General features: G+C 59.2%; 34 protein-coding genes and 1 tRNA gene. 15 read left to right on the forward strand and 20 right to left on the reverse strand.

Annotated elements, in window-relative coordinates:
• Window position 1: 1 nt before the first annotated feature.
• The 8 genes from G7047_RS14585 to G7047_RS14620 form a co-directional block, all read right to left on the reverse strand.
• A complete protein-coding gene (locus tag G7047_RS14585) occupies window positions 2–673 on the reverse strand; it encodes a DUF6682 family protein (RefSeq protein WP_166306688.1) in 672 nt (223 codons plus the stop codon).
• Window positions 670–1,032, reverse strand: a complete 363-nt coding sequence (locus tag G7047_RS14590) for a hypothetical protein (RefSeq protein ID WP_166306691.1) — start codon at window positions 1,030–1,032, stop codon at window positions 670–672. The genes G7047_RS14585 and G7047_RS14590 overlap by 4 nt, the downstream gene beginning before the upstream one ends.
• Before the next feature lie 83 nt (window positions 1,033–1,115).
• Entirely contained in the window at window positions 1,116–1,517 is a 402-nt protein-coding gene (locus tag G7047_RS14595) for a hypothetical protein (RefSeq protein ID WP_166306694.1), read from the reverse strand.
• Window positions 1,518–1,582: 65 nt separating this feature from the next.
• Window positions 1,583–2,683, reverse strand: a complete 1,101-nt coding sequence (locus G7047_RS14600; RefSeq protein ID WP_240939502.1) for a DUF4043 family protein — start codon at window positions 2,681–2,683, stop codon at window positions 1,583–1,585.
• Between the two features lie 161 nt (window positions 2,684–2,844).
• Window positions 2,845–3,879 carry a hypothetical protein gene (locus G7047_RS14605; RefSeq protein ID WP_166306697.1) on the reverse strand — a complete coding sequence of 345 codons (1,035 nt, stop codon included), beginning with the start codon at window positions 3,877–3,879 and terminating at the stop codon, window positions 2,845–2,847.
• 18 nt (window positions 3,880–3,897) lie between these two features.
• Window positions 3,898–5,997, reverse strand: coding sequence for a genomic island protein (locus tag G7047_RS14610; protein ID WP_166306700.1), 2,100 nt, complete (start codon window positions 5,995–5,997; stop codon window positions 3,898–3,900).
• Entirely contained in the window at window positions 5,994–7,502 is a 1,509-nt protein-coding gene (locus G7047_RS14615) for a terminase (RefSeq protein ID WP_166306703.1), read from the reverse strand. The genes G7047_RS14610 and G7047_RS14615 overlap by 4 nt, the downstream gene beginning before the upstream one ends.
• Window positions 7,474–8,121 carry a hypothetical protein gene (locus tag G7047_RS14620; protein ID WP_166306706.1) on the reverse strand — a complete coding sequence of 216 codons (648 nt, stop codon included), beginning with the start codon at window positions 8,119–8,121 and terminating at the stop codon, window positions 7,474–7,476. Before G7047_RS14620 ends, G7047_RS14615 begins: the two co-directional genes overlap by 29 nt.
• 243 nt (window positions 8,122–8,364) lie before the next feature.
• Here G7047_RS14620 and G7047_RS14625 point away from each other — a divergent pair, with 243 nt between their 5' ends.
• The gene (locus tag G7047_RS14625; protein WP_166306709.1) at window positions 8,365–8,748 is read left to right on the forward strand and encodes a DUF1090 domain-containing protein; all 384 of its coding nucleotides are present in this window, start codon (window positions 8,365–8,367) and stop codon (window positions 8,746–8,748) included.
• 78 nt (window positions 8,749–8,826) lie between these two features.
• Here G7047_RS14625 and G7047_RS14630 read toward each other — a convergent pair whose 3' ends face one another.
• The 6 genes from G7047_RS14630 to G7047_RS14655 all read right to left on the reverse strand — a co-directional run bounded on the left by G7047_RS14630 (window position 8,827) and on the right by G7047_RS14655 (window position 13,675).
• Window positions 8,827–9,942 (reverse strand): hypothetical protein, encoded by a 1,116-nt coding sequence (locus tag G7047_RS14630; RefSeq protein ID WP_166306712.1) that lies wholly within the window; start codon window positions 9,940–9,942, stop codon window positions 8,827–8,829.
• A complete protein-coding gene (locus G7047_RS14635) occupies window positions 9,939–10,463 on the reverse strand; it encodes a hypothetical protein (RefSeq protein ID WP_166306715.1) in 525 nt (174 codons plus the stop codon). Before G7047_RS14635 ends, G7047_RS14630 begins: the two co-directional genes overlap by 4 nt.
• 260 nt (window positions 10,464–10,723) lie before the next feature.
• Complete coding sequence (locus G7047_RS14640) at window positions 10,724–12,085, reverse strand: DnaB-like helicase C-terminal domain-containing protein (RefSeq protein ID WP_166306718.1); 1,362 nt, start codon at window positions 12,083–12,085, stop codon at window positions 10,724–10,726.
• Entirely contained in the window at window positions 12,075–12,992 is a 918-nt protein-coding gene (locus G7047_RS14645; protein ID WP_166306721.1) for a hypothetical protein, read from the reverse strand. Before G7047_RS14645 ends, G7047_RS14640 begins: the two co-directional genes overlap by 11 nt.
• A 2-nt stretch (window positions 12,993–12,994) precedes the next feature.
• Window positions 12,995–13,186, reverse strand: coding sequence for a hypothetical protein (locus G7047_RS14650; RefSeq protein ID WP_166306724.1), 192 nt, complete (start codon window positions 13,184–13,186; stop codon window positions 12,995–12,997).
• A gap of 102 nt (window positions 13,187–13,288) precedes the next feature.
• The gene (locus G7047_RS14655) at window positions 13,289–13,675 is read right to left on the reverse strand and encodes a hypothetical protein (RefSeq protein ID WP_166306727.1); all 387 of its coding nucleotides are present in this window, start codon (window positions 13,673–13,675) and stop codon (window positions 13,289–13,291) included.
• Window positions 13,676–13,819: 144 nt separating this feature from the next.
• Between G7047_RS14655 and G7047_RS14660 the strand changes: the two genes are divergently transcribed.
• Window positions 13,820–14,050 (forward strand): hypothetical protein, encoded by a 231-nt coding sequence (locus G7047_RS14660; protein ID WP_166306730.1) that lies wholly within the window; start codon window positions 13,820–13,822, stop codon window positions 14,048–14,050.
• Window positions 14,051–14,083: 33 nt separating this feature from the next.
• Window positions 14,084–14,356, forward strand: a complete 273-nt coding sequence (locus tag G7047_RS14665) for a hypothetical protein (protein ID WP_240939504.1) — start codon at window positions 14,084–14,086, stop codon at window positions 14,354–14,356.
• 11 nt (window positions 14,357–14,367) lie between these two features.
• Here the strand turns inward: G7047_RS14665 and G7047_RS14670 are convergent, their stop codons facing one another.
• Window positions 14,368–14,544, reverse strand: coding sequence for a hypothetical protein (locus G7047_RS14670; RefSeq protein WP_166306733.1), 177 nt, complete (start codon window positions 14,542–14,544; stop codon window positions 14,368–14,370).
• Complete coding sequence (locus G7047_RS14675; protein ID WP_166306736.1) at window positions 14,537–14,791, reverse strand: helix-turn-helix domain-containing protein; 255 nt, start codon at window positions 14,789–14,791, stop codon at window positions 14,537–14,539. Before G7047_RS14675 ends, G7047_RS14670 begins: the two co-directional genes overlap by 8 nt.
• Between G7047_RS14675 and G7047_RS14680 the strand changes: the two genes are divergently transcribed.
• From G7047_RS14680 to G7047_RS14700, 5 genes are all read left to right on the forward strand, one after another.
• On the forward strand, window positions 14,790–15,569 hold the full coding sequence (locus G7047_RS14680; protein ID WP_240939505.1) for a S24 family peptidase: 780 nt from the start codon (window positions 14,790–14,792) through the stop codon (window positions 15,567–15,569). The two genes, G7047_RS14675 and G7047_RS14680, sit on opposite strands and share 2 nt — an antisense overlap.
• 158 nt (window positions 15,570–15,727) lie before the next feature.
• Window positions 15,728–16,021 (forward strand): hypothetical protein, encoded by a 294-nt coding sequence (locus tag G7047_RS14685; protein WP_166306739.1) that lies wholly within the window; start codon window positions 15,728–15,730, stop codon window positions 16,019–16,021.
• A gap of 180 nt (window positions 16,022–16,201) precedes the next feature.
• The gene (locus G7047_RS14690) at window positions 16,202–16,480 is read left to right on the forward strand and encodes a hypothetical protein (RefSeq protein ID WP_166306742.1); all 279 of its coding nucleotides are present in this window, start codon (window positions 16,202–16,204) and stop codon (window positions 16,478–16,480) included.
• Complete coding sequence (locus tag G7047_RS14695) at window positions 16,477–16,848, forward strand: hypothetical protein (protein WP_166306745.1); 372 nt, start codon at window positions 16,477–16,479, stop codon at window positions 16,846–16,848. The genes G7047_RS14690 and G7047_RS14695 overlap by 4 nt, the downstream gene beginning before the upstream one ends.
• A 90-nt stretch (window positions 16,849–16,938) precedes the next feature.
• Window positions 16,939–17,700 carry a hypothetical protein gene (locus G7047_RS14700; protein WP_166306748.1) on the forward strand — a complete coding sequence of 254 codons (762 nt, stop codon included), beginning with the start codon at window positions 16,939–16,941 and terminating at the stop codon, window positions 17,698–17,700.
• Window positions 17,701–17,827: 127 nt separating this feature from the next.
• On the opposite strand, the gene G7047_RS14705 is transcribed toward G7047_RS14700, so the two are convergent.
• Entirely contained in the window at window positions 17,828–18,430 is a 603-nt protein-coding gene (locus G7047_RS14705; protein WP_371813875.1) for an Arc family DNA-binding protein, read from the reverse strand.
• A 35-nt stretch (window positions 18,431–18,465) separates the two neighbouring features.
• Between G7047_RS14705 and G7047_RS14710 the strand changes: the two genes are divergently transcribed.
• The 7 genes from G7047_RS14710 (at window position 18,466) to G7047_RS14740 (ending at window position 22,748) form a co-directional block, all read left to right on the forward strand.
• Complete coding sequence (locus G7047_RS14710; RefSeq protein ID WP_166306754.1) at window positions 18,466–18,636, forward strand: Arc family DNA-binding protein; 171 nt, start codon at window positions 18,466–18,468, stop codon at window positions 18,634–18,636.
• On the forward strand, window positions 18,633–19,448 hold the full coding sequence (locus tag G7047_RS14715) for a BRO family protein (protein WP_166306757.1): 816 nt from the start codon (window positions 18,633–18,635) through the stop codon (window positions 19,446–19,448). The genes G7047_RS14710 and G7047_RS14715 overlap by 4 nt, the downstream gene beginning before the upstream one ends.
• An 81-nt stretch (window positions 19,449–19,529) precedes the next feature.
• Window positions 19,530–20,399 carry a hypothetical protein gene (locus G7047_RS14720; RefSeq protein ID WP_166306760.1) on the forward strand — a complete coding sequence of 290 codons (870 nt, stop codon included), beginning with the start codon at window positions 19,530–19,532 and terminating at the stop codon, window positions 20,397–20,399.
• Window positions 20,396–20,836 (forward strand): hypothetical protein, encoded by a 441-nt coding sequence (locus G7047_RS14725; protein ID WP_166306763.1) that lies wholly within the window; start codon window positions 20,396–20,398, stop codon window positions 20,834–20,836. The genes G7047_RS14720 and G7047_RS14725 overlap by 4 nt, the downstream gene beginning before the upstream one ends.
• A 1-nt stretch (window position 20,837) precedes the next feature.
• Window positions 20,838–21,422 (forward strand): hypothetical protein, encoded by a 585-nt coding sequence (locus tag G7047_RS14730; RefSeq protein ID WP_166306766.1) that lies wholly within the window; start codon window positions 20,838–20,840, stop codon window positions 21,420–21,422.
• Window positions 21,415–21,621: an excisionase gene (locus G7047_RS14735; protein WP_166306769.1), complete on the forward strand. Its 207-nt coding sequence runs from the start codon at window positions 21,415–21,417 to the stop codon at window positions 21,619–21,621. Before G7047_RS14730 ends, G7047_RS14735 begins: the two co-directional genes overlap by 8 nt.
• A 23-nt stretch (window positions 21,622–21,644) precedes the next feature.
• A complete protein-coding gene (locus tag G7047_RS14740) occupies window positions 21,645–22,748 on the forward strand; it encodes a site-specific integrase (RefSeq protein WP_166306772.1) in 1,104 nt (367 codons plus the stop codon).
• Window positions 22,749–22,803: 55 nt separating this feature from the next.
• Here G7047_RS14740 and G7047_RS14745 read toward each other — a convergent pair.
• The 3 genes from G7047_RS14745 to G7047_RS14755 all read right to left on the reverse strand — a co-directional run bounded on the left by G7047_RS14745 (window position 22,804) and on the right by G7047_RS14755 (window position 26,248).
• A tRNA-Val gene (locus G7047_RS14745) sits at window positions 22,804–22,880 on the reverse strand.
• A gap of 149 nt (window positions 22,881–23,029) precedes the next feature.
• Window positions 23,030–25,300: a bifunctional (p)ppGpp synthetase/guanosine-3',5'-bis(diphosphate) 3'-pyrophosphohydrolase gene (locus G7047_RS14750; protein ID WP_166306775.1), complete on the reverse strand. Its 2,271-nt coding sequence runs from the start codon at window positions 25,298–25,300 to the stop codon at window positions 23,030–23,032.
• 24 nt (window positions 25,301–25,324) lie between these two features.
• The gene (locus G7047_RS14755; RefSeq protein WP_166306778.1) at window positions 25,325–26,248 is read right to left on the reverse strand and encodes an alpha/beta fold hydrolase; all 924 of its coding nucleotides are present in this window, start codon (window positions 26,246–26,248) and stop codon (window positions 25,325–25,327) included.
• Window positions 26,249–26,450: the final 202 nt, after the last annotated feature.

Consider the following 26,450-nt stretch of genomic DNA (forward strand, 5'->3'; position numbering starts at 1 on the left):
GCTACCAGCTGCTTTGCACGAGGGGCGGCGCGCGGTCCCGGTGCTTACGCTGCACGTTCGCATCAGGCCGTTCGCCGAATGCGCTGATGAACAAGGCTTCGTGCTCGAGCGCCTTGGCCTTGTCAAAGCTGTCCGCGTCGCTCTTCAGGTACGCGCAGCGATAGACCCAATGACGCAGATCCTCGTGGAATCGCGCCGGGATCTCCGGTCGATCCGTCAGACGGTCTTCGGAGAGCGGCTTGAGCGGGCCGCGATACACGGTCAGCGCGAGCGTGTCGGCAACGGTTGGCGTGGACACAATGCACATGCATGGCGCCTTCGCGCCAGTAGCCGGGATGAATACGAAGTAGCGCGGCTTCCCCGTGCGCGACTCCCAACCGGGCGATTCGCAATCCAGATCTTCGACGCTAGTCTCATCAATGACCTGTCCGCGAACCGTCATGCGCTTCACTTCCAGCACGCTGGCATGCAGGTCATAGATCGATTGGCCGGGTACGAGCTGGATGCTGCACACGGCGGGCGTGAAGCGATCCTCGATCAGCTTCGCCCGCTCGCACGCCTCCTGCACCGCGCTGTTCAGGTATCGCACCAGATCAGCATCGGACCAGAAATACGGAGTGACCTCATCATGGAGGTCAGACCGAAATGCGGCGAGGAGCTGATCGACGGTCATTGCTTCAGGTCTGCGGCAACTTCGTCAAACGCTGCGTCGGCTTCCTCGCGCGTGACAGGGAAGCCGGTCTTGGCCTTCAGGCGCATCAGGTTGGGCTTACCGTCCGCGGTGAAGTCTTCCTTGTCAGCACCCTTGATCATGGCTTCGAGCGTCTCGCGCAGCACGATCTGGCGGTTGAGGGTCTGTGTGCGGACCTCGGCAGTGCCGCCTTCGACCAGCACGGCACCACGGGCCATGGCTTCACGCAGAAACATCTGGGGGACTTCGACGCCTTCATTGTCGGGCGGAATGACCATCGTGTGGCCAGAGGTCAGAGCGACGTGCAAAGGCTGCTCGACGGAGGGAGAACGGAATTTCATGATGAGGTCCTTGTAAAAAGCGCCCTGCAGCACGAGGCTGCAAGGGCGAAGCGAGCCCTGAAGGCTCGACCACTGAACAACGATCAGCCCTGCGTGAAGGCAGAGCGACCTTCGACGAAGTACTGGATGGTGATGCGCGCGCTGCCAGCTGTGGCGGCCGCGCCGGTCTGGGCGACCAACGTTTTCAGCGACTCAGCAACGCCGTGCTTGAAGCCGGTGAGAGTCAGCGCCGTGCGGCCGGCGGTCTTCAGATCGACCGCAGCGGCGGTGTAGCGGTCATCGTCTGCGGCATCACCCAGCTTCAGCGTGGCAGTCGTCGCGCTGTTCCACGGCGTGGTGACCACGATGTCGCCGCCGACCACCACAGCATTGCCGGGAAGATCGATGGCAGGTTCGGCCGTGCCGTAGGTCGTGACGTCGGCAAAGCCGATGGTGAGGTGCGCCACGATCAGCTCTTGGCGCGAGGCATTCTTCTTGATGGACATGGTGTGCTCCGTTCAGCAACAGGGAGAAAGGGAACGGACAGGGCCTGCGCCCTGCCCCGGCCTGCTTACTGCAGGTAGTGGTCGATAGCGACGAGACCGAAGTCCTCGACCGACTTGTCGTAGATCGAGTGGAACTGCGGCTTCAGAAGGCCGAGCATCTTGTCGACGTTGATGCCCCAGCGGCTGTCATACTGGAAGAGCTTCTCGGCCCATTCGGCAGTCTTGATGTCGCCCATCGCCAGCGCCTGAGCGCCGCACAGCAGCGTGCGAGTACCGTTGACCAGACCGCCTGCGCCCCACTTCGCACCAGCTGCCGCACCCTTGGTGTTGTAGACCAGATTGAACTCGTGGATCACCGCACCATCGACGGTGACCGTCGCGCCGGTGAACCATGGCGAATCCATGCCCGCCTTGGTCGCAACAGCAACAACGGCTTCGCGATACGCCTGATCCTTCTTCAGCGCGGCCAGCGTGCCTGGCGCCACGAACATCACGTAGTACGGCTTGCCGCCAGCCATGAGCGGCTTGACGCGGTGCTCCTTGGCGTAGGCCACTGCGTCGACGATCATGTCGTACTTGGGCACAAAGGCAGTCGTAATCGCCGATGTGTTGGACAGATCCAGCGAGGAACCCGTCCACATCAACGAGCGCTTGGGCGACGGTGCCGTCACCAGCCCGGCGAAATCCAGCGACGGGAAAATCGAGTCCAGTCGCGGCGAGCCATCGTTGTTGAACGCATAGCTGATGCCCGACATCGTGAGGAACGCGAGCTGATCGCTGCGGTTGGCCAACCAGTAGGACAGCTTGTCCTTGCCATGGGCGCGGGCGTCGATGGTCGAGCGTTGATCCGACAGCTTGCCCTTGTTCGTCACACCGTGGCTGATCAGATCACACTCGATGATCTGCGAGTGCGACTCCATGGCTTCTTCGTTGCCTTCGCGCTCGTTGTCACCCTTGACGCCGTCGCCGATCAGATCCGCCACCAACTGGATCACGCACTTCGTGCCCTTGTTGGTTTCAGTCAGCTCGGTCACGCGCTGGATGACGTTGTTGTCACCCTTGCCGGTGAAGTTCTTGATGAACATCTGGTCGCGCGCCGCGCCCCAGACTTCTCGGCCCCAGTTGATCTTTTCAACCGGAGACAGTGCTGCAAAATTGGTTTCCATGTCCTGCTCCAATCAGATGAATTGCTTCGGGACATGACGCCGCCCACTGCGAGAGACATGGCTTGGGCGGCCAAGAGCGCCAGATGCTTAACGCCTTCCCAGGCGACAACCCGTTGGAGTGACGGCCGGCTTGGTGGGTGAGACCAAACCGGCCCTGCGTGTCAGATCACATCGCCGCGCAGTTTCTTGCGCTCTGCTTCCGGAAGAGCCATGTACTCATCGTCCGACAGCTTCGATGCATCGATCTTCTGGGGCGCTGCCCGATTCCCCATTCCGGCCTGCAAGGCTGCAGGCTGGAGCATCGAATCGGCTGCGCCACGCTCGTTGGCACGCTGTACCCGTATATCAACAGAGGCACCCCCGTCGCGTCCAGCCCTAGAGGGGGAACCGGCTGGCGCAAAGCGCGGAGCAATCAGGTTCACGGACTCGACCGTGGCCTGCTCGCGCGACATGCCGCGCTGCATGCGGATGAACACCGCACCTTCGATGGCGTCGAGCGCTTCCTGCCCCTCAGCGGTATCGAGCCATGGGTATTGGTCCAGCAGCTGGCCAACCGTCGCTGTCATCTTCAACTGCTCCTGCTGAGCCGAACTCTCCTGCGCGAATCGCGCATAGGCCTGGTCGTGGAGTGCCTGATTGATCTGCAGGCGCAGCGCCGATGCAGCCTTGCCGTCGCCCTCGAGCATGAACTGCGTGTACTGCTCTTCTGCCTCGGCGATGTTGATTTCTGGCGACTGCGATGTAGGTGAAGCTGCTGGTGCAGCGGCTGGTGCTGGTGCAGCGGCTGGTGCTGGTGCTCCGCGCCCGGCGATCTGTGCACGAAGGTTCTCGTTCTCGGCCTCGAGCGCCTTGCGACGGTCATTGATCTCGTTGAAGCGCGCGCGCGGAATGCCGCCGCCCTTCTCCGCGCCAGCGTCTTCGGGGTCGGTCTCCGGCGTCGCAGCCGCGCCCGTCGTGGTGCCGGTATTCGCGGACGGTGCAGGTGCTGCAGATGGTGCCGCTGGTGCAGGTGTCGGCGATTCCTGGCCGCCGACCTGATCGCCGCGCAGGCGAGCACGCTCCTCCTCCGGGAGACTGAAATACGCGTCATCGTCCAGCGCCGCCGTGTCGGCCGTGCCAGTTCCTGTGCCTGAGGCATCCGGGCCGTCATCACCAGCAGGTGCCATGCAGCGGATCAGAAATTTCTTGAGGTTCATGGTTGCTTCCTTCAGTGGTTAATCAGCCCGAACACCATCGGGCGCGAGGGTTTCAATGCCCGCCTCCTGGCCGCGCGCTGGGCTGGCCGGTGTGAGCGGATCGGTGTTCTGTGGCAGCGCAACGGGCTGCATGTCGCCGGATGTCTGCGGGACAATCGGCGCCGCGTCGTGATCGACAGCACCAGCCGAACGCAGCAGGCCGTCGGCGAGCGCTGCCGTGGCAGGCGTCTGGGCGATCACCTGCGCCGTCTGCACGCTGCTGTATTGGGTCTTCACAGCAATGTCTGTCGATTGGGTATCTGTCTTGCGTGTCTGGGCATCAATCAGGCGCACACGGGCATCGACGGTCGGATCGGCCGGTGGCTTGTTGCCTTCGATGGAAGCAAGGATCTCTTCCTTGTCCGCGAGGTTGGAATACCGGATGAGGATCGCGGGCGGGATCGGTGCGCCGGCCTTCAGCATCTCCAGTGCCTGCTGGAACTGGCTGTTCTGGAATGTGACCTGCATCGGCTGCTCGGTGATCACCACGTCGTAGGTGCCGACCGTCACGTCGTTGACGTAGCTGCCGGTAAACGGATCGAAGCTGTTGATCTCGACACGCTCCTCCTTGGGCTTGCCCGACATCGCATCGGTCTCGGTGATGCGGAAGATCCGGTAGCTGTCGTAGTACCGCTGGATCAGCTTCAGGATGCGGCGCGCGAGGAGATGGCGCGTATAGGCCAGATTGTCGAGCGGCACGGCCAATTGCTGCTGGCTGGCGAACTGCTTGGACTGGATGGCCACGCCCGAGATCTCCGGGCCTGCGCTGCCGCGCATGGCGTCTGGAACTGTCACGTCCTTGAGCGCCTTGTCCACGCGGTCGATGAACCGGTCAACGCCCGCCGGGATCTGGTTCGGCTGGATCTTCTGTGGACGCTTTGCGATGTCCTTGACCTCGATGTGCAGGCCGGTCTGCGCACCGCGCTTCTCCAGTTCGCCCGAATCCATATTGGTGATGGAGTTCTGCTCTGTGATCCACCCACTGTTCGCGCTCGTGTTGACGATGTGCACGAACTGGCTCATGGCCTTGTTGAGCGCCTCCTGGGGGCCCATGGCGTCGTCGACCATCCCTGCCGTCTTGCCGCGACGGAAATACGCGAAGTACGGCACGATGGTGAAGTGCTCGTATGGGCTATAGGTGTCGTGCAGCGTGGCGGTGAACGTGGTGACGGTCCACTTCACGCGCCGCTGCATGCGCCTGGCGCGCACCGCGCCATTGCCCAGCGCATCCGCAATGGAGTCCTGCGCCATCACCGCCTCGACCTGAATGTCGCCGGTGGTGGGCCAGACGATGCAAGGTGTGAGCTCGTAGATGAAGCGCTGGCGGTCGATGATCCGGTAGCGCTCGAGCCCGTCATCCTTCTTGGCGTGGGCATCAAGCCACCCCGAACGGTTGCCCGCGGCGAATTTACTGCGTTCCGGCTCGTCGTCCATGTCCCCGAAGTCCACGCCCGCGTCGTTGCTCTCCGCGGCCGTGTCGCGCGCCTTCTTGCCATAGAGCTGCTCGATCTCGCCGAGCGTGAGCCAGCGCGTCACGATCACGTCGCCCCACTCGTCCGGGTCGTAGGACTTCGAGTCCGGATCCGGAATGACGTCCATGGGATCGCGGTTGCTGATCTCGATCTCGCCCTGAATGTTGCGGTCGAAGTTCATGCGCAGCTCGAAATAGCCGCGCTGCTGGATCAGCCCGTCGCTGAACACCTGAGTTTCATGCCAGTGCAGATTGCAGAGGTCCGCGACCTGCATGGCGACCTTGGAGAGGATGGTGGCCGTGTTCAGATCCGCGTCGCCGCCGCGTGGCTTGAACGCGATGTCCATGCGGTTGTGGATCTGGTAGCCGATCGCGCTGTTGATCGATGGCTTGATCTCGTTGAACTCGTAGGCCGGGCGGCGTTCCATCGCAAGCTGCGCCCGCGCCTCGGGCGTCCACTGGCGGCCGCCGCCGAGGTACATGTCTTCGCAGCGCGCGGCATGCGGCATGTACTCGAGGTGGCCACGGTTCTTGCCGTATTCGTAGCGCGCCCAGTTCTCGCGCGCCGCGTCGTCGCCTGTGCCGGTGATGGGGGATGTGATGTTCATGCTGTGGCCTGATCCCAGTTACTTGCCGCCCCGACTCCAAGGCGTGCGCGCCAGCCCGTCGCGGGTGTGGCGGTGCTGCTCGCGATGGGTGAGGCAAAGGTGAGGAGGAGCGAATCAGCGCAGTCAGGACTGGGCAGCCCGCGCGACTTCATGTCGTCCTTGCTCTCGATGACGATACGCATGCGGCGGTCGTAGCCGTACTGCGGGCCGGTGAGGTCTGCTTCCATCTCGGGGTCCTCGGGAAGGCAACCGCCCTCTTCCAGCCAGCTCTTGCCCTGATCCCAGAGCTCCGAGCGTTTGTTCCAGTACCGGCTCTCGTTGGTAGCCTTCTCGCCGACCTGCACCGCGAACACGATCTTGCCAAAGCCCATCTGGCGCAGGCGGTCGATCACGCCCCAGCCGAGGCCGGTCGCGTCGATGAACACGGCATCCGGTTTGAATTCGTGGATCTCGATGGCAATCAGGTCAGCGAGCTTCATCAGGTCGGGCTCGCGCAGCTTCTTCTGCGGCCAGACGTGATTGCCCTGGCGCCGCGTGAACACCGATTGATCATCACCGTGGCGAGCAACGTCCACGCCCAGTACCTTGGCGAAGTGCCCATGCCCCTCGGACTTGCGGCGCTGCGCCTTGGCCACGGTGTCCAGGCTGATGAACTGCAGGCTGCCAGCACGGGGGAACACGCCGCGCACGCGGACGCGCACGAAGTCGTGGTCCTCGCCGTAGTCATCGATCCACTTCTGGATCTGCGCCTTGTTCGCCATCTTGGCGGTGCGGCTGTCCACCTGCCGGGTGATCCAGCGGTGTTTGAACTTGCCGAAGCATTGAGCGAACCGGCCGGTGGTCTGCGTGGGGTTGCCAAACGCGAGCCACATGGCGCCGGGCGTGGTCATCGCACCCTCGGTCACTTCCCAGATCTTGTCCGCAATGGCCGAGGCCTCGTCAAAGATCACCAGCACATGCTTCTCGTGCGTACCGGCGAAGGCTTCCGAGTTGTGCTCGGTCCACGGAATCGCGGCGGCGAACCACACCTCCGGATAGAGGACATGATTGAACTTCGTGGCCGACCATTCGAACCAGTGGGCGTTGATGCTGAGCTTGTGCCACTTGGAGAGCTCGCGCCACGTCTTGGTGGTGAGCTGCGTCTTGGTGTTGGCGGTGACCACCACCTGCGGAAAGTCCCGCGTGCTCATGAACCACAGGATGATCCACGCCACCAGCCCGGTCTTGCCGATGCCGTGGCCGCTGGCGACTGCGATCTGAATAGCAGTCTGCACGTCGGTGCCGCTGAGCAGTGCCCGACGGATCTCTTCCATCACCTCGCACTGCCAGGTGTCGGGACCAGCTTCATCGGCCAGCGGTGTGCCTGCGACACCCCACGGGAACACGTAGCGCACGAAACCCTCGGGGTCGTTGAAGAACCCGCCGACATCGTCGACCAGCTGCGCCTCGACCTCAGCAGGCCGGGCCAGACGGCTCTTAGCGGTTGGCTGCGCGGGTGCGGGCATCAAGCAGCCTTTCGAGGAAATCCTTGTCGCCTTCAGTACCAGCGTCGGGATGTGCATTGAGGCCGCAAACCTCACTCTCCAGTGAGACAAGAATGCGCATCGCCTCTGCCAATGCCTTCATAGACTTGGTGCGTTCGGGGAAACTGATCACCGCCTGGTAAATATCGTTGAGACGATCCGGAGCTTTGTCGTCGTCCTGTCGCAGAATCTCGCCAAGCCGCAGCAATTCGGGAACCTGTTCGGTCTGCAGTTCCAGCTCCGCAAGAAGCTTTGCCACCAGCCTGCGAGCGCGTTTGACATCCGCGCGCTGGCCGAGCCGCGTCTCCTTCATGAGGTTCGCCTCGACCTCAATCTGGCGGGCTTCGGTCAGTCTTTGGTCTTCTCGTACTTGAGCTCGTACCACCGACTTTCGTACCAGTTCATCCGCCTTCGCCCGTACCTTGGCGTTGAGGTCACGGACCCAGCCATCCCGCTTGGCGCGCTTGCGGATGGCACCCTCGGTGATGCCATGCTCCTTGGCAATGGCATTGACGGCACGGACTCCAGTGCGGAAGTCGCGCTCGATGGCCTCCCAGTTCGGGGAGGTCTTTGGTTGCTGTGGTGACTCTGCGGCAGACATACCCCGTAGGGTGCCTGCAGTGGTACGAAGTACGAAGCCCTAGAGGGGGTAGCCCGACTAGTCAGGGTGTTGAGTGCGTCCAACCCGATGCACTTCCACCAGATTGCTGGCGACCCTGAGTTGCTTTTCACAGTTCCAAGAGTCCCCATTACCCAGCTGGACAGGAGCCGCGTATCGTTTTAGCTTGATGCATCTACGTGGTTTGCGGCATCATCGTCTGCCGAACACATCGAAATGCACCACATGCGTATTCACCACTATTTCATCGCTGTCGCTTTTTCAATCTCGTTCTCCAATGCAGCACTGGCGCAACCAGTACATGCAACATGCGAGAGCAAAAAGGCAGATATCTCACGCGATATAGAACACGCGAAAGCCAAAGGACAAGCAAGCCGTGTACGTGGTTTGGAGAAGGCACTGCGCGAAACCCAACTCCATTGCAGTGATGCCAAGCTGGAGAAAGAGCATGCAGCGCGAATCGAGAAGCAAGAGAAAAAGGTAGTGGAGAGGCAACGCGATCTCGACAAGGCACGAGAGCAAGGCAAAGCTAGCAAAATCGCAGACCGGGAAGCCAAGTTAGCCAAGGAAAAGGCCGAGCTCGAAAAGCTGCGTACCGGCACCCAATAAATGCCGGCAGGTAGAGTGAGTCGACGCTCCAAGGTTGGCTGAGACCCCAAAAATCGACTGACCGCATGCCTCCGCAAGTTACTCCTGATCCGGCCTCCTCCACCCCAACCTATTGGCCCTCTTGTGAACCGAGGTCGGACTCACGCCGTGTTTCTCGGCCAATGCGGTGAGCGAGATCCGGGAGGTTGTGTATTCGTGCTCCAGCTCTACCCATGCGTCACCGATCCCCGGATTGCACGGGATGCCCGGAATCTTTCGTTGGAGCCGCGCCCACCGCACCGCTGCCTTCCCGCGGTTGAGCTTCTTGGCCACCTCGGCATCTGTCATGGTGCCGAGCAGTGCCACCTCCTCCGGAGTCCAGCGGCGCTGGGTTTCAAAGGCGGTGATCCCCAAGCGAACTCGGGTATGGCTCACGGCGCTTTCATTTATGCCAAGACGAGCAGCCACGCTGGCATCGGAAGCGGTGCCGAGCAGTTCCCGCAACTCCGCCGATGGTGTTGGTTTGAAAACAGGAATGCCGTGCAGCCGCCTCATTTGGAAAACTGACGAATGACTGACTCCAATTTTTCTGGCGACTTCGGCATCGCTCACTGTGCCAAGGAGCGCGAGCTCCGTTTCGGACCATGACCTTGAGGGTCTCCCGAAGCCGAGAATGCCAATGGTATGGCGCTTGTATTGCACCGTGCTGAGCGTCAGACCAAGCAGCTCGGCAATGCGTGCATCAGTGTCTGTTCCCAGCAGGCTCAGGGACTCCGAGCACCATACCCGAGTCGTCCACATGAATCCAGGGATCTTCAACTGTCTGCGCTTCTCGCGCACGGCAGAAATGCTGATACCCAGTTCCTTCGCGATGATCGGGTCTTGATCAACACCCAATCGGGCGATGTGACCTTCAGGCCACTGAAACGCGCGTTTTCGCCAGGCAACAAGTCCCAACGATAGACGTTTGAGTCGCACTGAGCGCTCCGAACAGCCAACAAGCAAACCGACCTCTGCGTCTGCGGCGCTTCCCAACAACGCGATTTGGTCCGCAGTCCATCCGAACGGTGGAGCCCGCCATCGTGGAATGTCTGCATTTTCGCGCTGCCACCTGACCGCCGCTGCTGAACGGCCAACTCGCAATCCGATCTCGGCATCACGCGCCGTACCAAGCAATGCTCGCTCTTCCCGCGTCCACCGTTGAACCCTTTTCATGAATCCACTCCCTTCTGAGTTTCAGCTTCGGATGGGCTTGACGCCGCACCGACAGGCTCTCCACCATCCTGCGCCGCTCCACCCTTCTGCGGCCGCTCCGCTTCGCTCTTGTTCACAATGCGCCGCGCCAGACTGGCCACCTCCGTGATCTGATGCGCCGCCTCAATCGCCGCCAGCACGGCGGCCGATCCACCCATGATCTCGCCCACGCTGCGGCTCTCCCGTGGCGTCAGCTCGAGCACCACGTCGCCGACCTCCAGCTTCACGCTGCCGTTGGGAAGGTTCGTGCGGCTGACAGCGCGTGATGGCGGGTGCTCATACTTCGGCAGGTACACGCCCCGCTCTGGCGACCAGATCTCGCCACGATCTTTCAGTTCCTTCAGGCAATCCGACACGGTCACTTGCTTCAGTCCAGTGACCCGCATCAGCGCCGGAGTAGTCACCACCCGCTCCTGATCGTGCAGCTCGCGCACCGCCTCGAGCACCTGCACCCGGCTGCTCACGTCTGAAAGTTTTGCCATCTCAATATTCCTTCGATCCAGACGAACACTTGCAATCGTCGTTGAGCCTTTTCTCCCGCCGCTCAATCAACATGGGACGCAAGATTTGAGCTGCCGCGCGACATGCATCATCCGACCCGAAGAAAATTGGGGCGTAGTCCGTTTGACGATCACCATGGAATTGACGCCGGTTGGCGATCAACATCGCCGCTACAGTCTCTATGTGGAACAAGCATTGTGACTGGCTCCAAAGCAGAACATGCTGTTTCATCGCTTCACCCTCAGAACTTTGCTGCACGCCCACTGAACCCAGTGGGAGCTGTTGAACTTTGCTTGACTGGGATGGGATGCAGCCAATCACCCATTTGCTGGCACTGCCCAATGAACTCGAGCGGTACCAACCCCTGCGGGCCATTTCGATGCGCCACGATTTCCAACTCGGAGTAGCCTTGAAACTCCTTTGTTCGTTTGCTCAAAGGATGAGCCCAATCCGTGAACAGCAGTGCGATTTGATCGGCCGCAGCCTCGATGGCGCCGGAATCACGCAGATGGCTCATGGTCGGTCGACCGTAGTGCTCGTCGGCCTTGCGGCTCATCTGGCTCAGGACGACGGCACAGATCTCCAGATCAAGCGCCATGGACTTGATTCCGTTCACGATCACATCCAGCTCGCGATTTCGGCTTTCCTCACCTGCACCGGCCATAAGCTGCAGGAAGTCGACGAAGAGCACATCCAGTCCACGCTCGCGGCGCACCTTGAGCGCCTTTCGGCGGATGTCCATCAAGCTCAGGCTGCATTGATCGTCATGGTTCAAATGCAATACCTCAAGTCGTCGAGCTGCTGCCGTCACCGCAGACCACATCTTCTGATCCTCCGGATCTGCCGCCAGAATTCGAGCCAGATCGAAAGAGCCCGCTGCAGCCGTGTGACGATGCATGAGCTGGTTGATCGGCATTTCCTGGCTTAGGAACAGCACGCTGTGATCGCGCGCCATGTTCCGAGCCATGGCCAACGCTAGCGCAGTTTTCCCGTGCTTCGGCCTGGCACCGATCACCATGACCTCGCCGCGTCGCATGCCGCCATTCAGCAGCTTGTCCAATCCACCGATGCCAGTTCGGATCGCAGGATTCTTGCCTTCACTCAGATCCTGCAGTAGGTCAAGGTACTTCGCCAACGATTCATGGATGAACTGGGGATCACGTCGGCCTTTGACGGTTGCCAGCTTGGCCAGCATCATCTGCGCCTTGTCCAACTGCTCGGCCGCCACAGCACCCGGCATCATGGCCATGTCGCAAATCTCGGAACCCGCATCCATCAACTGCCGCGACCGATAGCGGTCCTCGATTACCTCGGCATATCGACGCATGCTGCCCGCACTCGGCACGTACTGCGCCAGATCGTGAAGATATGCGACATTGACAGAACTGCCCATCTCGCCCAGTTGCACCATCACGGAGACAACATCGAAGGGTTTGTTCTTTTTTGCCAGCGTATGGATGGCCTGCCACACATCCCGGTACTCGGAAAAATGAAAAGCCTCAGCCACCAGGTCGCTCGCATGGCAGATCATCGAGTTGTCCATGAGCAAGCCACCAAGCAGTCCAGCTTCCGCTTCTGCGCTGCAGGGAACCTCATTCCGCATGGACGAACTCACGGTGATACTTCCCCTCGAGGACAGAAATGAACCTCGATTGCGTCATCAAAAACTCAATGTCACAACCGGTCCATGCGCCGTTTCGACCGGTCAGGAAGTCACTGGCGGCGACGTGTACGAAGAATTTTTCGAACCACTCAACACCCTCCTCTTTCGTGGTCGCCATGCGTTCGCCAATGTGCTCGCCGAACTCCTGGTTCTCGGTCAGAACCCACGCCCAACGGGCGCGCATGGCCTTTCCGCGCTTGCTGTCCGCAAACCCTGCTCGGCGAGCTCGCGGCATAGTTGGGCAATGCAGGTCGTACAGGTCAAGCAAGGCCTCGTAGGGACAGGGAGGGACTCTCCACGTCGGTGCTTCACAACTTAGCGGTCCGAGAACGCCATCCAGCGAACGTTGCTCGGTTTCTGACGACGAAGTCGACAAAGAAGCGTTAGCTTCTTCCTGTATTAACTCTTCTCTTCTCTTCTCTTTCTCTAGCTCCGCAACTTGGCGGTTTTCGTCCTCGGACTGTCCTAAATCTGTCCCGATGTTGTCCGCAACTGATGCGGACACTTTGCGCGTGTTGGCCTTCCGTTGCGCTTCCGTTGCACGACGCTTTGCGGACGCCCCGTTGTGTTCTGTGAAGTTTTGCAAGCAGACACCATCGGAAGTTTCCGCAAGCCATCCAATGTCGCACAACGCTTTCCCTATGCCTTGGACTCCCGTCTTGCGGTCAATTTGCCGAAGTGTGAGACCCGGCATCAAGCCATCTTCGGTATGCTGATCAGCTGTTGCCCACAGCCAGTAGAGAGCGCCGACTACGGCTGCTTCACTGGTATCGGTCATGTCCACCAAAGCAGCAACACGCGGGTCGTCCCACAAGTTGCCGCGCATCTTGATCCAGTCACCGGCCATACTTACTCCTCGGCCTTTCGCGCTTCGCGCTTGGCTGCGCGAAGCGCGCGGATGAGCCCATCCACATTCACTGGCGCCACGACCACGTTGCACTGAGTCATCTCGTCATCGCCTAGGTATTGGCTGATGACAATCTGCCCGTTTTCATTGATGGAAACGTCGATCTGGTTTTGTTGCTGTACTGCTACTGCCATGTGCCCACCACATAAAAAGGAAGCACCACAAAGAAAAGGCCAACGGCCGGCAGGTGGTGGAACTGCCTTGAGGGAGCTACCCTGGCCGTTGGCGAAAACATGTCAGGCTACGGCGCGAATGCCGCCACGGGCCTGCAACTGAGCCAAGGCCTTCAGCGCCGTGTTCAGCGTTGCCGTAGCGCTGTCAATGGTCTCGGCAATGCGCGCTGCCTGATCCTCTGCAGCCTTGCGATCTGGGCGCGCATGGAGCGTCTCGTCACATGCGTACATGAGCGGGTCAAACTTCCCGCAGAAACGCATCGCGGCGATGATCTGGCCAAAGGTGAGGCGCTCGTCCTTTTCAGGATTGAGACACGCACGCAATCGCGCATGACCCGACTCAACCTTCATGTGAGGGAACAGATAGACCGCCAACTCCTTGGCCGATTTGTCGCTGTTCGCAATCATTTGCGAGAGCGCGTCATACTCGTCTTCGTATATCGACTTCATTGTGTTCAAGTGGTTGATTTGATTGGTCGTTTCCCATCGTCCCCTCGCCACCCCTCAATCTGAGGGGCCGTGAGGGGTGCTTTTTTGGGCACAAAAAAAGATGATTCAGTCATCGCTGATTCACAGCGCAAAAGGACTGAAGCAATGAACGCACAAGCACTTCCCCAGCAACCCTTCCACCGCAGCACTCGCACCGCGATGGCAGAGAATTTCGACGCCACAACGGGCACTTCGGCACGCACGCTGAGCACATCTACGCTGACGCTTTCTTGGCAAGCTGGGGAGTTGGTGATCGGGTTCAAAGAGGCTCGAGCGGTGATCAGCGGCGCGGCTGGGGCGATGCGCGCGCGGCGCCATGATCGAGGTGTGCGATGACCGCGTATCAAGGGCTCAAAATTGAGCCCTTTGATGGCCTTGCGTTGCGAAGTGGGGAAGCTCGTCATTCCGTGGCTTACGATGGTCGATTCCCAACTAACAACCCCAAGAAGGGCAGAAATGAGAACCGGCTTCGTACAACCAGCAGCAATCGTCGCAGTGGAAATCCTGCGCCAGAGGCAACACGAACATGGAGAGATCGACGAGAAAGTCATTGCGGATGCCTTTGCTCTGGCCTATCGCGGTCTGGTCGAGGGACTGATGCAGATAAACCATGGCGATCAAAAACAGGTGAAGCCTCGATAACGGACAGTTGCTCACTCATGGCCGGCCTTCTCGCGCAGCAATTGCAGTGCGTAAAAGTGTTCGTGGAAGGCTTGTCCAGCAGCCGAATCAGGAGGCCATGGGCATGCAGCGCGCGGGCATTGGCCGGAAGCTGCACACTCTTCGGCGTGGTGGTGGATGACGGCAAAGGAGACGATGGGCTCAGCCATGGAAGGGCTCCGTCTGCTGCACAAGCTCCGGCCAAATCCGACGCCACTCATCCGGATACCAATCCTTGCGCTCCACCAATCCCTTCGTTTCCTGCTCAATGGCAACTGCATAAGCGGGGGAGGGGCGTCGATCTTGGAATCCATCACGCCATTGCCGGATCTGAGCATCGCTTTTCGCGCCGATACGAATGCGTAGTTCCGACACGCTCAATGCGTCGGGCGTGGAAAAGTATTCGAATAGCTTCATGAAACCAAAGTCTATAGCAAATGCTACCCCCAATCAAGTAGCCAAAGCTATCGTAGCGTCTGCTACTGTTGATACTATGAATGAGCAAATGATTCAGGAGTGGCGAGTTAGGCGTCTCGCAGAACTCGCGGACAAGGAAGGCGGCAAAGCGGCCCTTGGGCGGAAGCTTGGCTACAAGGACGGCGCATTCGTAGGTCAAATGCTTAGAGGCGAACGTCCCGTGACCGAGAAGACAGTTCACGCCATCCATTCAATGCAGGGCTATACACACTGGTTTGATGCCAATGCGACAAAGGGATCAAAGGTTGGTGCGGTGGCTGGGCTATCCCCTTCGCCATCACCTGGCGCGCCTGTGGTGAATGTTCCGATCCTCGCAAATGCAGCCAGCATGGGAACCGGCACTGAACAACACCACGAAGATGTGATCATTGGAGTGCTGCCTTTGTCCGAGACTTGGATGCGACGGACCTTGCAGCCAACCAGCGTAAAACACGTTCGCTTCATCCATGCTTACGGGGATAGCATGAGTCCGACGTTCGAGGATGGAGATATCGTGCTCGTTGACACGGGGATGCTCGACGCCCGCGCAATCGATGGCATCTATGTCATCGAAGCCAATGAGCGTCTATACATCAAGCGGGTGCGACAGCGCATCGACGGCGAGGTGGAGGTCAGCAGTGACAACCCAACCGTGAAGACTGTAGACATTCTCAATGGCGACCATCCGGCGATGATTCTCGGCAAGGTCATTTACCGCTGGCTTGGGAAGAAGCTCTAAGCATTCGCGACCGGATGATGTACGACGCTGAGACCTATGCGCACCGGCTGGTGGTGCTGGAAGCGCTGCTGGTCTAAATTCATAAAAAATTCACTGTACAAAACACCAGTGTTTTGCAATACTCACTACTGTCTTTTTAACCAGTATAGGAGTGAGTCATGTCTTCAATCAGCGCCACACTTCGTGATGCCCCTAACAAGATGTCTGCTGAGGGCATCGCGACTGTCGAGCAGAAGTTTTCCAACATCCTTGCAAAGCAGTTCCACTCTGCTGACCAGATGACGCGAGCCCACAAGGCCTACCAGGCCGCCATCGAGGGCGATGTCTCGCTGTCCACCACTGCGCAGCAACTGGCGAAGTCCTTCGCCGATGCGTATGCGAAGGCGACTCAGATCGCTCTGGGCGGCTACCACTCGAAAGAAGACACTCGTTTCGACGTCCGCCTGACCTAATTTCCCACCTCGCTTTCGTTGCCATCTTTGCCGCCCACTGAGGCGGCTTTTTTGCGTGCTTCGGTAAGGCGTGGATGAATTTTCCCAGAAAAACAAAATTAAATAGCTTTTGCTACTTGACCGAAGTGGTAGCAATTGCTACATTTTCTCCATTGCATTGCAACCCGCATTGGAGTGAACATGAACACCACGGAACATCGCCCCTTGGGGTCAAACATCGATCACCTGCAGGGGATCAGCGCCGACCTGCTTCCTGCCGGCCGCCCGACTCTCGAAAGCCTCGAAGCGGGCTTGATGACTCTGGCCCACAGCCTCGGCCGCGAGCATGCCCAGCGCGTGCGTCGTTGTATGAACGGCATCATCACCGCGGCGCAGGCCTCGGCCACTCCCCTTCCCTCCACTGCTTCAATGGTCGGCTCCTTGCTCGACAGCAGCAGCCTTGAGCAGGTGGATGCATGAACACCGCTACAAAGCCGCGCATTAAGCGACACGTTGATCTCTGGTGCTGCGGCACTGAAATGCAGCTCTACAGGTTCTTTCAAAAGCGGTACTTGGCTCTGCCTCCAATTGGATTTGGCATCACGCCACAAGACGCCTTTTCGGATTGGGAGCAAGAAATCCGCAAACAGCATGTGGTTCGTAATGAGCCACCAGCCGTTACGAGCACTCCCACGTCCCAAACGGAAGAACCAGCGTTTGTGCTGTGCACATTCCTTCGCCTAGTCGGCATGCGCCGCAAAGAAGGTCTGGTGCGTTCCGCCCGCTGGGCCGCCGGGCTGATGTGGCGCAGCCATCAAAACACTCGCCTCCGCTCACATATCGAGTGATGAATCGAAAGTCAATAGAAAAGTCGTTCGCGCGCCGCCTATAGACGCCACTTTATCGCGCCCATAACGTATCGATCAGATTTGAATTCCATGTCCAAAAAACCAATGTTCAAGTTGCATCCGGATGGCGAGCAGTACATCATCACCTTGCCGGGGGTCGTGCTCCTGTGTGGAAGCACAATTTACGGCGACCCTACCGAGACAACCCCACAAGGGCGCACCAACGCTATGCGTTTGGTCGAGCGCACTCTGCAAGAGGCAGAGAAGTACGGCTTCAAACAGCCGTCCACCGTCTGGGCGCTACTGCGTCGCAATGAACCGAATCAACGCCTCAACAACCTTGTCCAGGAGGCTGTTGACTTAATCCCCAAGCACGTTCAGGCAGAGGTGATGCGTGCCTTCGGGTGCGACTCCAGCACCGACGAAACAGTCGTTCCGCTAGTCACAGCCATGAAGCATCCGGGCCGCCACGAACCTGAAACCAACCCGCGCTTTCTGCGCCCAGGTCCAGATGGTGTTGATCCTCGTTTCTGGAGTGCAGGTCGCGAGCTGAAACGCATCGCCGCAAATGAAGGCCCTGAAGCCATCCACAAGCCCGAATACGCCCACCTTTACAGCCAGATGCTGCGCTATGCGCCCAAGGACCTGCAGGCCGAGATGCGCGCCAAGGCCGAAGAGCTAGATCTGATGCCAAAGGCCACGCATGTGAACGAGCACGGCGAACCGGTGTTTTCCATTCAGCAGATCGCTGAGAAGCACGGCGTAAGCGTTGAGGAGGTCGAGCAGCTCATTGCGCAATCGGACATTGATCCAGATGACCTGTACACCGGCCCGGTGTTCCCGAAGCAGTGAGGCAATCATGGCGATTTCCATCACAGACCAACCAGACGTTACGTACACGGCAGGGCTTCTAACCCAGCGGGTGCAAACCGGTTGCGCGTCCGGATTTCGGGCGCACTACAAAAATTTTGTAGTGGGCTCAGGGCTTCTGTTTAGGCTTGGCTCGACTCCGCTTTCGACCTGCATCTGCCTTCTCAGCAGCTACGCGGATTCCGCTCAAAAGCCTCGCCTCAAGGTCATCATTGATGTCAGCACATGTCTCAGCAATTTCATCAATTCGAGATTTTTCCGCCAGTGCGGTTTCCAGTCGCGCTTTAGCCAATACAGGATCGCGGTCATCCCCTTCAATTTGGCTTTGAGCGACCCCTGCCACCTGATCGAACAATTCGTTCAGACGTTCCATCAACGTAAACAAAGACGAGTACGCCTGAGCCATCGTTGCCAAGCGACCCGTAGTACTGGCGAGCAATGCGTCAGTCGCAAACTTGGTTCCAGAAAGCTCCCCCTCCAAACGAGAGATTTGAAGCTGCAGCTCATCCTCATTAATCCCATCGAAACTCTGTTCGAGTCTCGCAAGAAGCTCTGCATGCAAGCTTCTTCCGCACTGCTCCGCCGAAGTCTGAATACGGGATTTCAAGTCATCCGGCATTCGGAGCGGGTAACTGGGAGCTTGGTGTCGATCGGTAGCCATTCCCCAATTGTGGATGTCAAATCGAATCTTTTCAAAGAATCTTATTGACATCCACAAATAAAGAATCTAAATTTCATCCACAAGACATGACCACCGACCGACACCAACTCACCCCAACACCGGTCCGCATCCCGCCTGAGTTGAAAGAAGAGCTCAAGGGCCATGCAAAAGCAAATGACCGCAGCCTGAACGGCGAGATTCTCGCGCGGCTTCGGACTTCTTTGAATGAATCACCAGAGAAAGGCAATAAGCAATGAGCAACATCGTTCTTCACCGATTCGAAGGCATCACCATCCGCACGATTCAGATCGATGATCAGACGTTTTTCGTAGGCAAAGACGCGGCTGATGCACTCGGATATGCCGATGCCAGCACAGCTATTCGCTCGCATTGCCGTGGGGTGCAGAAATTGCACCCCATCCCTGATGCTCTCGGACGCATGCAGGAAACTCGCGTCATCGATGAACCGGACTTCATGCGTCTGATCGTGCATAGCACCCTGCCCTCCGCCGAACGCGTGGAGCGCTGGGTGTTCGAAGAGGTTTTACCCAGCATCCGCAAGACCGGCAGCTACAGCGTTGCGCCGCGCACGCCCGGCGAGATGCTGCTCGCCAGCGCTCAAGCCCTCATGGCCCTTGAGCAACAGCAGGCCATCCTGCAGGCTGACGTTCAGCGCATTGAGCACCAGGTGGGTGAGCTGGCCGAGTCGCGTGTCTGGGATCACTGCCCCCAAAACTGCGAGCCAATCACCAAGATCGAGAAGCGCATCAACGACCGGTACGCATTGCCGCTGTGGGTGATCGACAAGGTGGTGCGGCAACTGCCCTGCAGCCCCAAGATCGCGGGCATGGTGCGCAATCAGCGCGAGGAAGCAAAGGGGTCGCAGTACGTCGTTTTCGCCGTCGCAGACATCACACGCGTCTTCGCAAACTTCGTCGGCGAGTGCGTGCAAGAAACACCGACCCTCTGGTCGCATCGCGACATCGACAAACGCTTTCAGCTCATGCCCAACGGCCGTAAGCGCACACCTCTCAAGGCGCACAAGACAAAAGAACTCGCTACGGCGTGACCGGAAAAAGTGAAGCCCCGAAGCAGGTTAGAGCGCTTCAGGGCTTCTAGATCAAACCAGTCGTCAAAGAAAGATCAGATCATGTCTGAGGTTATCACACGCCCAAAATCGGGCAAAACAAAGAGCGTTGCGCCTGTACCAGCGACGCAACAAACAGCATCGGCCGCTGCGGTGAGTAAGGGAACGCAGCGCCCCGAATGGCTGGCGCTTGCCCTGCCCCACCTCCGCAAGCTCAGCGACTTCCTCACCTCTTTGGTTGAGTGCAGCGACGATCGCAAGGCACCTGAGCTGATTCAAAACTTGGCTGCAGAGGCTGAAGGCATTCTGTCCAATGCATGGGGAGACTGCACGGAATTCTCAATGATTGCCGCGATCACACCCAACGCGGTCTGGTCTCAACTCAACACAGTAGTTCTATTGCTGAGGAGTGCCTCCTATCTCTGCAAATATGGTCCACTGAGCCACGGGCACATGATGATCCATGTGGCCGTCATCGATTCTGCACTGGCATATGCCTCCGGAATGTGTGACGCAATGCATGTTGCACCTCAAGACCTCGGCCGCCTGACGGCACTTGACGGCGATGCATACCTGCAAATGGATCCTGAGCAACAGCGCCAACTTCTTGCGTCAACGTTTCAAGCTAAGAAAGCACCGCACGCGTCTCCTGTGACGTCGGAACACATCTACAGCGCAAGCCATGTTGACCAGGTATTCAGCAGCATCACAACCCAGAGCCTGACTCTGCGTGACTTCCTCATTGATGCGCGCGTGACGTTGGAAACAGAGGGTGCTGTCGGTCGGGCCGTTAACCATTTGATGGTGGCCGAGAGCCTTGCATGCCTTGTGGGTTCCGTGGCTGATCACATGTGCAAATGGCGAGCGCTTGGAGGCGTTGCCGACTGGGTCACAGGTGACGGAATAGAACGTATCGGCGGAGATGCAGCATGAGCGCCGTTCTCGAGAAACCCAAGGCCGTCCGCGCCACACCAAAGCCTGCGCCACATTCACCCGCAGCACTCGCGCCATCGCCAACGAAAGTTTCGTCCACTCACGCATGGGAGCTGGGCGACAAAGAAACCTTCGCATCGATCGTGTGGCGCCGCGTCGATGAGGCAGAAGCCGCAATTCGCGCACACGCTGAAGAGGCAGACAACACCGCAGCATATGGTGTTCTTGCAATTATCTACTCGGCAATCGATTTGCTCGTACTGATGCATGAGTCACCGACCACTGACGACTGCACTCGCGTTTCTGTGTGCCTTGAGCATGCAATCGGCATCATGAGGTACATCGCCAAGGTTGAGGCAGATCTGCTGACCGACGCCGGACTCACATTGCTGATCGTCGCCAAGTCAATTCTCGACGAAGGCCGGAAGGGACTTTGACATGGCACGGCATCAAACACCTTCAAGGACGCAGCCCGTTGACCTCACCGTCTGGTATGAAGAACACGACGCCCGGCTCTACCACCTTCTGCACATGCTCGCGAAAGCATTGGCAAGGGCAAGCGTTGATCTGGACGACGAATTGTCCGATCTTGTGGCAGGCGCCTACGGAGATGTGCGCTCACACGCGAAGCAGTTGGTCGGCAACAGCATTCCCATCGTGCTGGCCAAGGACCGCAAGCACACGATTGACTACGACGAGCTCGCCGAGGCCCGGGCCAAGATCAGGATCCTGACGTTCGAACTGAACGAGCTGCGCGGCAAAACATGCATATCAAACCGATATACAAATTGTCCGTCGACCACACTTTGCATATCAGATCGATATACAGACGGCCGCCGCGCAATGCACGCTGAAGTGGTCGGGCTCTTCGAGCGCCCCATTGCCCAGTTCAAGGCAGCAACTGAGCAGTATCCGAACTTGGCAGGCGAACTCGACAAGGCCGTGCATCCCTTGCACGTCATGTTGGCCAAGGTACGCGAGGTGCCGGTGGAAACTCCAAAGACAGGGATAAAGAATGTCTGATCCAGCAATTCTGATGGCACCGGCCAGATTCGTTCGCATCAGGCTCGCAGCCGTGATCATGGGACTCACAGAGAAGGCAATTCGCCGCAAGATTGAGCGCGGCGTGTGGCTTGAGGGAAAGCATTGGCGCCGCGCAGATGGCGGCATCTACATTGATACGAAGGCGGTAGAAAAATGGGTCGAGCTGGCACAGGGGTAGAAGCCCGAGAGAAGTCCATCCGCGTGAATTTCACGCTTGATGGCACATGGCAACGTGTCCGCTTGGCCATTCCGCCAACGCCGGTGAACATGCGGCACGCCGAGCGCTTGGTGAAGCAAGTCAATCAGGCGATTGCACGCGGTACATTCACATGGGAGGACTACTTCCCCGACGCGCCGCAGGCGAAGAAGGCCAAGGCCTCACACAGCTTTGGCGAATGGTGTGACCTGTGGCTTGCCACCAAAGGTCGCTTGGCCACCAAAACGCTCAGTCAATATCGGAACGCATTGACGATCTGGAAGGAGATGCTCGGCGCTGATTCGTCCATCGAGCAGCTCACACACGCCAAGGTGGCAGCCAAGATCGGCAGCACCCCATGGAAGTCTGCCAAGCTGCTGAACAACTACCTGATCACGTTACGCGGTGTCTTTGCTCTGGCTGGGCGCGACCTCAAAGTCGACGATCCAATGGACGGTATCGAGAACAGCAAGCATCAGAAGCCGCAGCCGGATCCGCTCACCTTTGACGAGATGGAACAGGTTCTCGCGCACATGCAAAAGCATTGCGATCCACGAATGTGGGCCTACTTCGAAGTCGCGTTCTTCACCGGCATGCGACCGGAAGAGCTGATCGCCCTGCGCTGGGGAGACGTGGATTGGAACAACCAGACGATCCGCGTTGAACGTGCCCGGACGGCCGGGGAATTGAAGCCGCTCAAGACCTACAACGCCCGGGATGTGGATCTGGTTAGCCGTGCGCTGGCCGCACTGCAATCCATGAAGTCATGGACGCTGATGGGCGGCACGGACGCCGAGATCTTCCAGAACGTGGAAACGAACAGGCCACTTCACGACGAACGCAGTCAGCGGGACCACTTCTGGACACCGACACTGCGGAAATTGGGGATTCGCCACCGCCGGGCCTATCAGACCCGACATACCTACGCCACGAACTCACTGGCTGCTGGAGCCAACCCGGCGTACATTGCTCGGCAAATGGGGCACAAGAACGCCAAGATGTTCTTCACGGTCTACGCGAAGTGGATCGACGGGGCCGACCGAGGGCGAGAAAAGGCGAAAGTTGAAGCGATGCTCGGAAATGAAAAAACCCGGCTCAAGGCCGGGTGATCTCCCACAAATCTCCCAAAATTCTCTGAGTCTGGTCAATCCCAGAGAGGAGATGTGGTAGGCGCGATTGGACTCGAACCAACGACCCCCACCATGTCAAGGTGGTGCTCTAACCAGCTGAGCTACGCGCCTGTTGTTCTTTACAAGAAGCTGAAATTCTAGCAGTAAAATTTCGCCGTTTTTTCAAATTTCGAAGATTTTTTGAATTTCTTCCCACTTGCAAAACCGGCGACTGCTGAAAAATCCCTGCTTCCCGCCAAGCTCTCAATTATGGCACAGTTTCAGCGCCTTCTTGCAGAAAACACACCAGAAACCGTCGCAACCTGTCCGAGTACCTTGTTCAGGCGCCCTGAGTCGGAGACTTCCACGGTGAATGTCATCCAGGCGGTCCCCTTCACGGATTGGGTCTGCACGCCGATGACGTTGGTCTTTTCGCGTGCGAAGACTTCGGAGATGTCGCGCAGCAGGCCTTGGCGGTCGTGCGCCTCCACAGAGACGTCAACCGGGTAGACGGCGCTTTCTTTTTGAGGCTTGGACGGGCCCCACTCCACTTCGATGACGCGCTCTGCACTACGTGCGGCCATTTCGCGGAAGTTGCTGCAATCGGAGCGGTGCACGCTCACGCCTTTGCCACGCGTGACAAAGCCGCTGATATCGTCCGGGGGGGCGGGTCTGCAGCACTTGGCAAGCTGCGTCATGAGGGAGTCGATGCCGACGACGAGAATGCCGCCCTTGGAGGCTGCGTCACTCGCGCGGCTCTTGCGCACGAGGTTCAGCTCGTCGGCAGTGACTGTTGATGGTGCGGGCGCAGGGCGCAGCAGTGTTTCGATACTGCGCAGCGACAACTCGTCCTTGCCGACCACTTCGAACAGCGCGTCGGCTGATTTAAGGCCAAGCTGCGTCGCCAGGTCGTCGAGTTTGATAGAGGTTTTGCCTTCGCGTTGCAGCAGTTTTTCAACGGCTTCGCGGCCCTTGGCAATCGTGACGTGGGTGGCTTGCGCGTTGAACCATGCGCGTACCTTGGCGCGCGCGCGGTTGCTGGTGAGATAGCCGAGTTCGGGATTGAGCCAGTCTCGTGACGGACGCCCCTCCTTCACAGTGGTGATTTCGACCGTCTGGCCATTTTCGAGCGGTGTATTGAGCGGCACCATGTTGCCATCCACCTTCGCACCACGACAGCGATGGCCGACATTGGTGTGCACAGCGTAGGCAAAGTCCACGGGGGTGGCGCCGCGCGGCAACTCGATCACAGCAGCATCGGGCGTGAGCACGTAGATGCGGTCGTCGAACAGGCCGCTGCGGCTGACCGCTCCGGTCATGTCGCGCTCCCACGCGAGCAGTTGGCGCAGCACCGCTATCTTGGCGTCGTACTCGCTCGTTGCGGACACGCCCGCGTAGCCCTTGGCACCCGCCTCCTTGTAAGCCCAGTGCGCGGCCACGCCGCTTTCGGCATGGTCATCCATCGCCTGCGTACGAATCTGGATTTCGATGGCCTTGCCCGCCTCGTCACGCACCACGGTGTGCAGCGACTGATAGCCGTTGGGTTTGGGGCGCGCGATGTAGTCGTCAAATTCCGCCTCGATCGGCGCGAAGTGTGAGTGCACCCACGACAGTGCCGCGTAGCAGTCCCTCACCGTCGGTACGATCACGCGCAGCGCGCGGATGTCGAACAACTGATCGAAATTGAGCGACTTGCCGCGCATCTTCTTGACGATGCTGTAGATGTGCTTGGGACGGCCCTTCACGGAAGCGCTGATGCTGCGCGCGCGCAGCTCGGATTCGAGGCGGCTGCGCAAGTGCTCCATGTAGAGCTCACGCTCGGCGCGCTTCTCATCGAGCAGGCGGGCGATTTCCTTGTAAGTGTCGGGCTCGAGAAAGCGGAAAGACAGATCCTCCAATTCCCACTTGATCTGCCAGATGCCCAGACGATTGGCGAGCGGAGCGAACACCTGCAGCGCCTCGCGCGCCATACCGGGAGAGACGGGGCGCTTGGTCGCCGCATAGAAGCGCAGCGTCTGCAGACGCGACGCCAGACGCAGCAGCACCACGCGCAGGTCCTTGGAGAACGCGAGCAGCATCTTGCGCACGTTCTCGGTCTGCGTGGCGATGTCGTCAACCTGGATGCCCGCGACCTGCGCGGCACGGGCCTGCTCCTGCACGCGCATGAGCTTCGTGGTTTCGCAGGCAAGTTCGGCAAAGTTCTCGCCGAAGGCCTTGGTGATGACTTCCTCGGGCCTGTTCAAGTGCGAAGAGGCATAGACCAAATAGACGGCGGCCTGCAGCGTCTCCGAACTGCCTATGCCTTTCAAAATGGCCGCGACCGCGTCGGCATGCGCGAGAGTACTCTCGCCGGTCTCGAGACATTCCCCGGTGAGCAGAGGTACGGAAAACGCTCGGACCTTCTCGAGCGAGCCCACCTGCTCAGGCGCCACATCGGCCGTTACGGCAATCAATTGTGGGACCGCGTCTGCCGCCATGCCGGACGGGAACGCAGAACCCGATCCCGGTCCGGTGCCGGTGTGAATGGGTGTGCCAATTGCACTCGTTTTCATGGGTTCTCCGTTCAGGCCCGCTCGCTAACTACCGCACAGGAACCGCTCGACCGCACTGCCCTGTTCTTCTGCCACCAAGGTGGGGGCATGCCCTACAAATTCAAACTCTTTTATCTGCGCGTGAGGCCCCACTTCCGCCATGCGCTCAGCCGTGGCTTTGGACAGCAGATCGGAATCCGCACCGCGCAGCAACAAGGTACGTGCAGTGATCTGCCCGTAGAGTTTCCACAGATAGCGCTCACCCCCCTCTGCGGCCTCCTTCGTCATCTTGCGCATGGGCGATGCAATGCCCGGATCGTAGTGAAGACGCAGTTTGTCGTTTGCAGCGCGCACTACCATGGGACGCGACAGAGCAAGCCAGTCTTCGGGGGAATGCGGGCCGAAACCCATGGATATCTTGCGCATCTCGTCGGCAGCCGACTGCACTGAGTCAAAGCGCAGCGGACGACCCAGATACGAGCCGATGCGCTGCAGCGCATCCCATTGCACCGCCGGCCCCACGTCGTTGAGCACCAACGAATGCACCGGCACGGGAAGCGGCAAATCTTTCTGCCCCGCCACCACAAGCCCGATGAGCCCCCCCATGCTGGTCCCGACCCAATCGAGCTGCGTGATCGGCGCTTGCGCATGCAGTTTGTTGATGAGCACCAGCATGTCGCCCACGTAGTTGGGGATCTGATAGCCCGCAGGATCGGCCAGCCAGTCGCTCTTGCCGCGACCGACCACGTCCGGGCAGATCACGCGACCGTACCGGGCCATACGGCGTGCAAATACATCGAAGTCGCGACCCTGGCGTGAAAGACCATGCACGCACATCAGAACACGCGAGTGCGCCGGATTTCCCGTATCGTTCCACTCCCAGTACGCCATGCGGTGACCGTCGGAATTCATCGGACTCGTAGCGGCGAGGCCAGGACAGGGTACGTAGTTCAGCGTAGGTTCATTCATGGAAATCAACTTTGTCTCGTGCCCCGGGATACTTTGCGCGACGAAAACGACGAGCGGCTAGCGCGGATAGTGATGGAGTGAGATGGCAAAAAACCGCAGGGATAGCCGTAGCTATCGCGAGGATTTTTGCCGCCGCAGATCGCCCGAGCCCGCGTTAGCATGCGTCGTGGGAATCGCACAGAGGATCCCTCGATAATGTTTG

Source organism: Diaphorobacter sp. HDW4A, from assembly GCF_011305995.1.
In the GTDB taxonomy this organism is placed as follows: Bacteria; Pseudomonadota; Gammaproteobacteria; order Burkholderiales; family Burkholderiaceae_C; genus Diaphorobacter_A.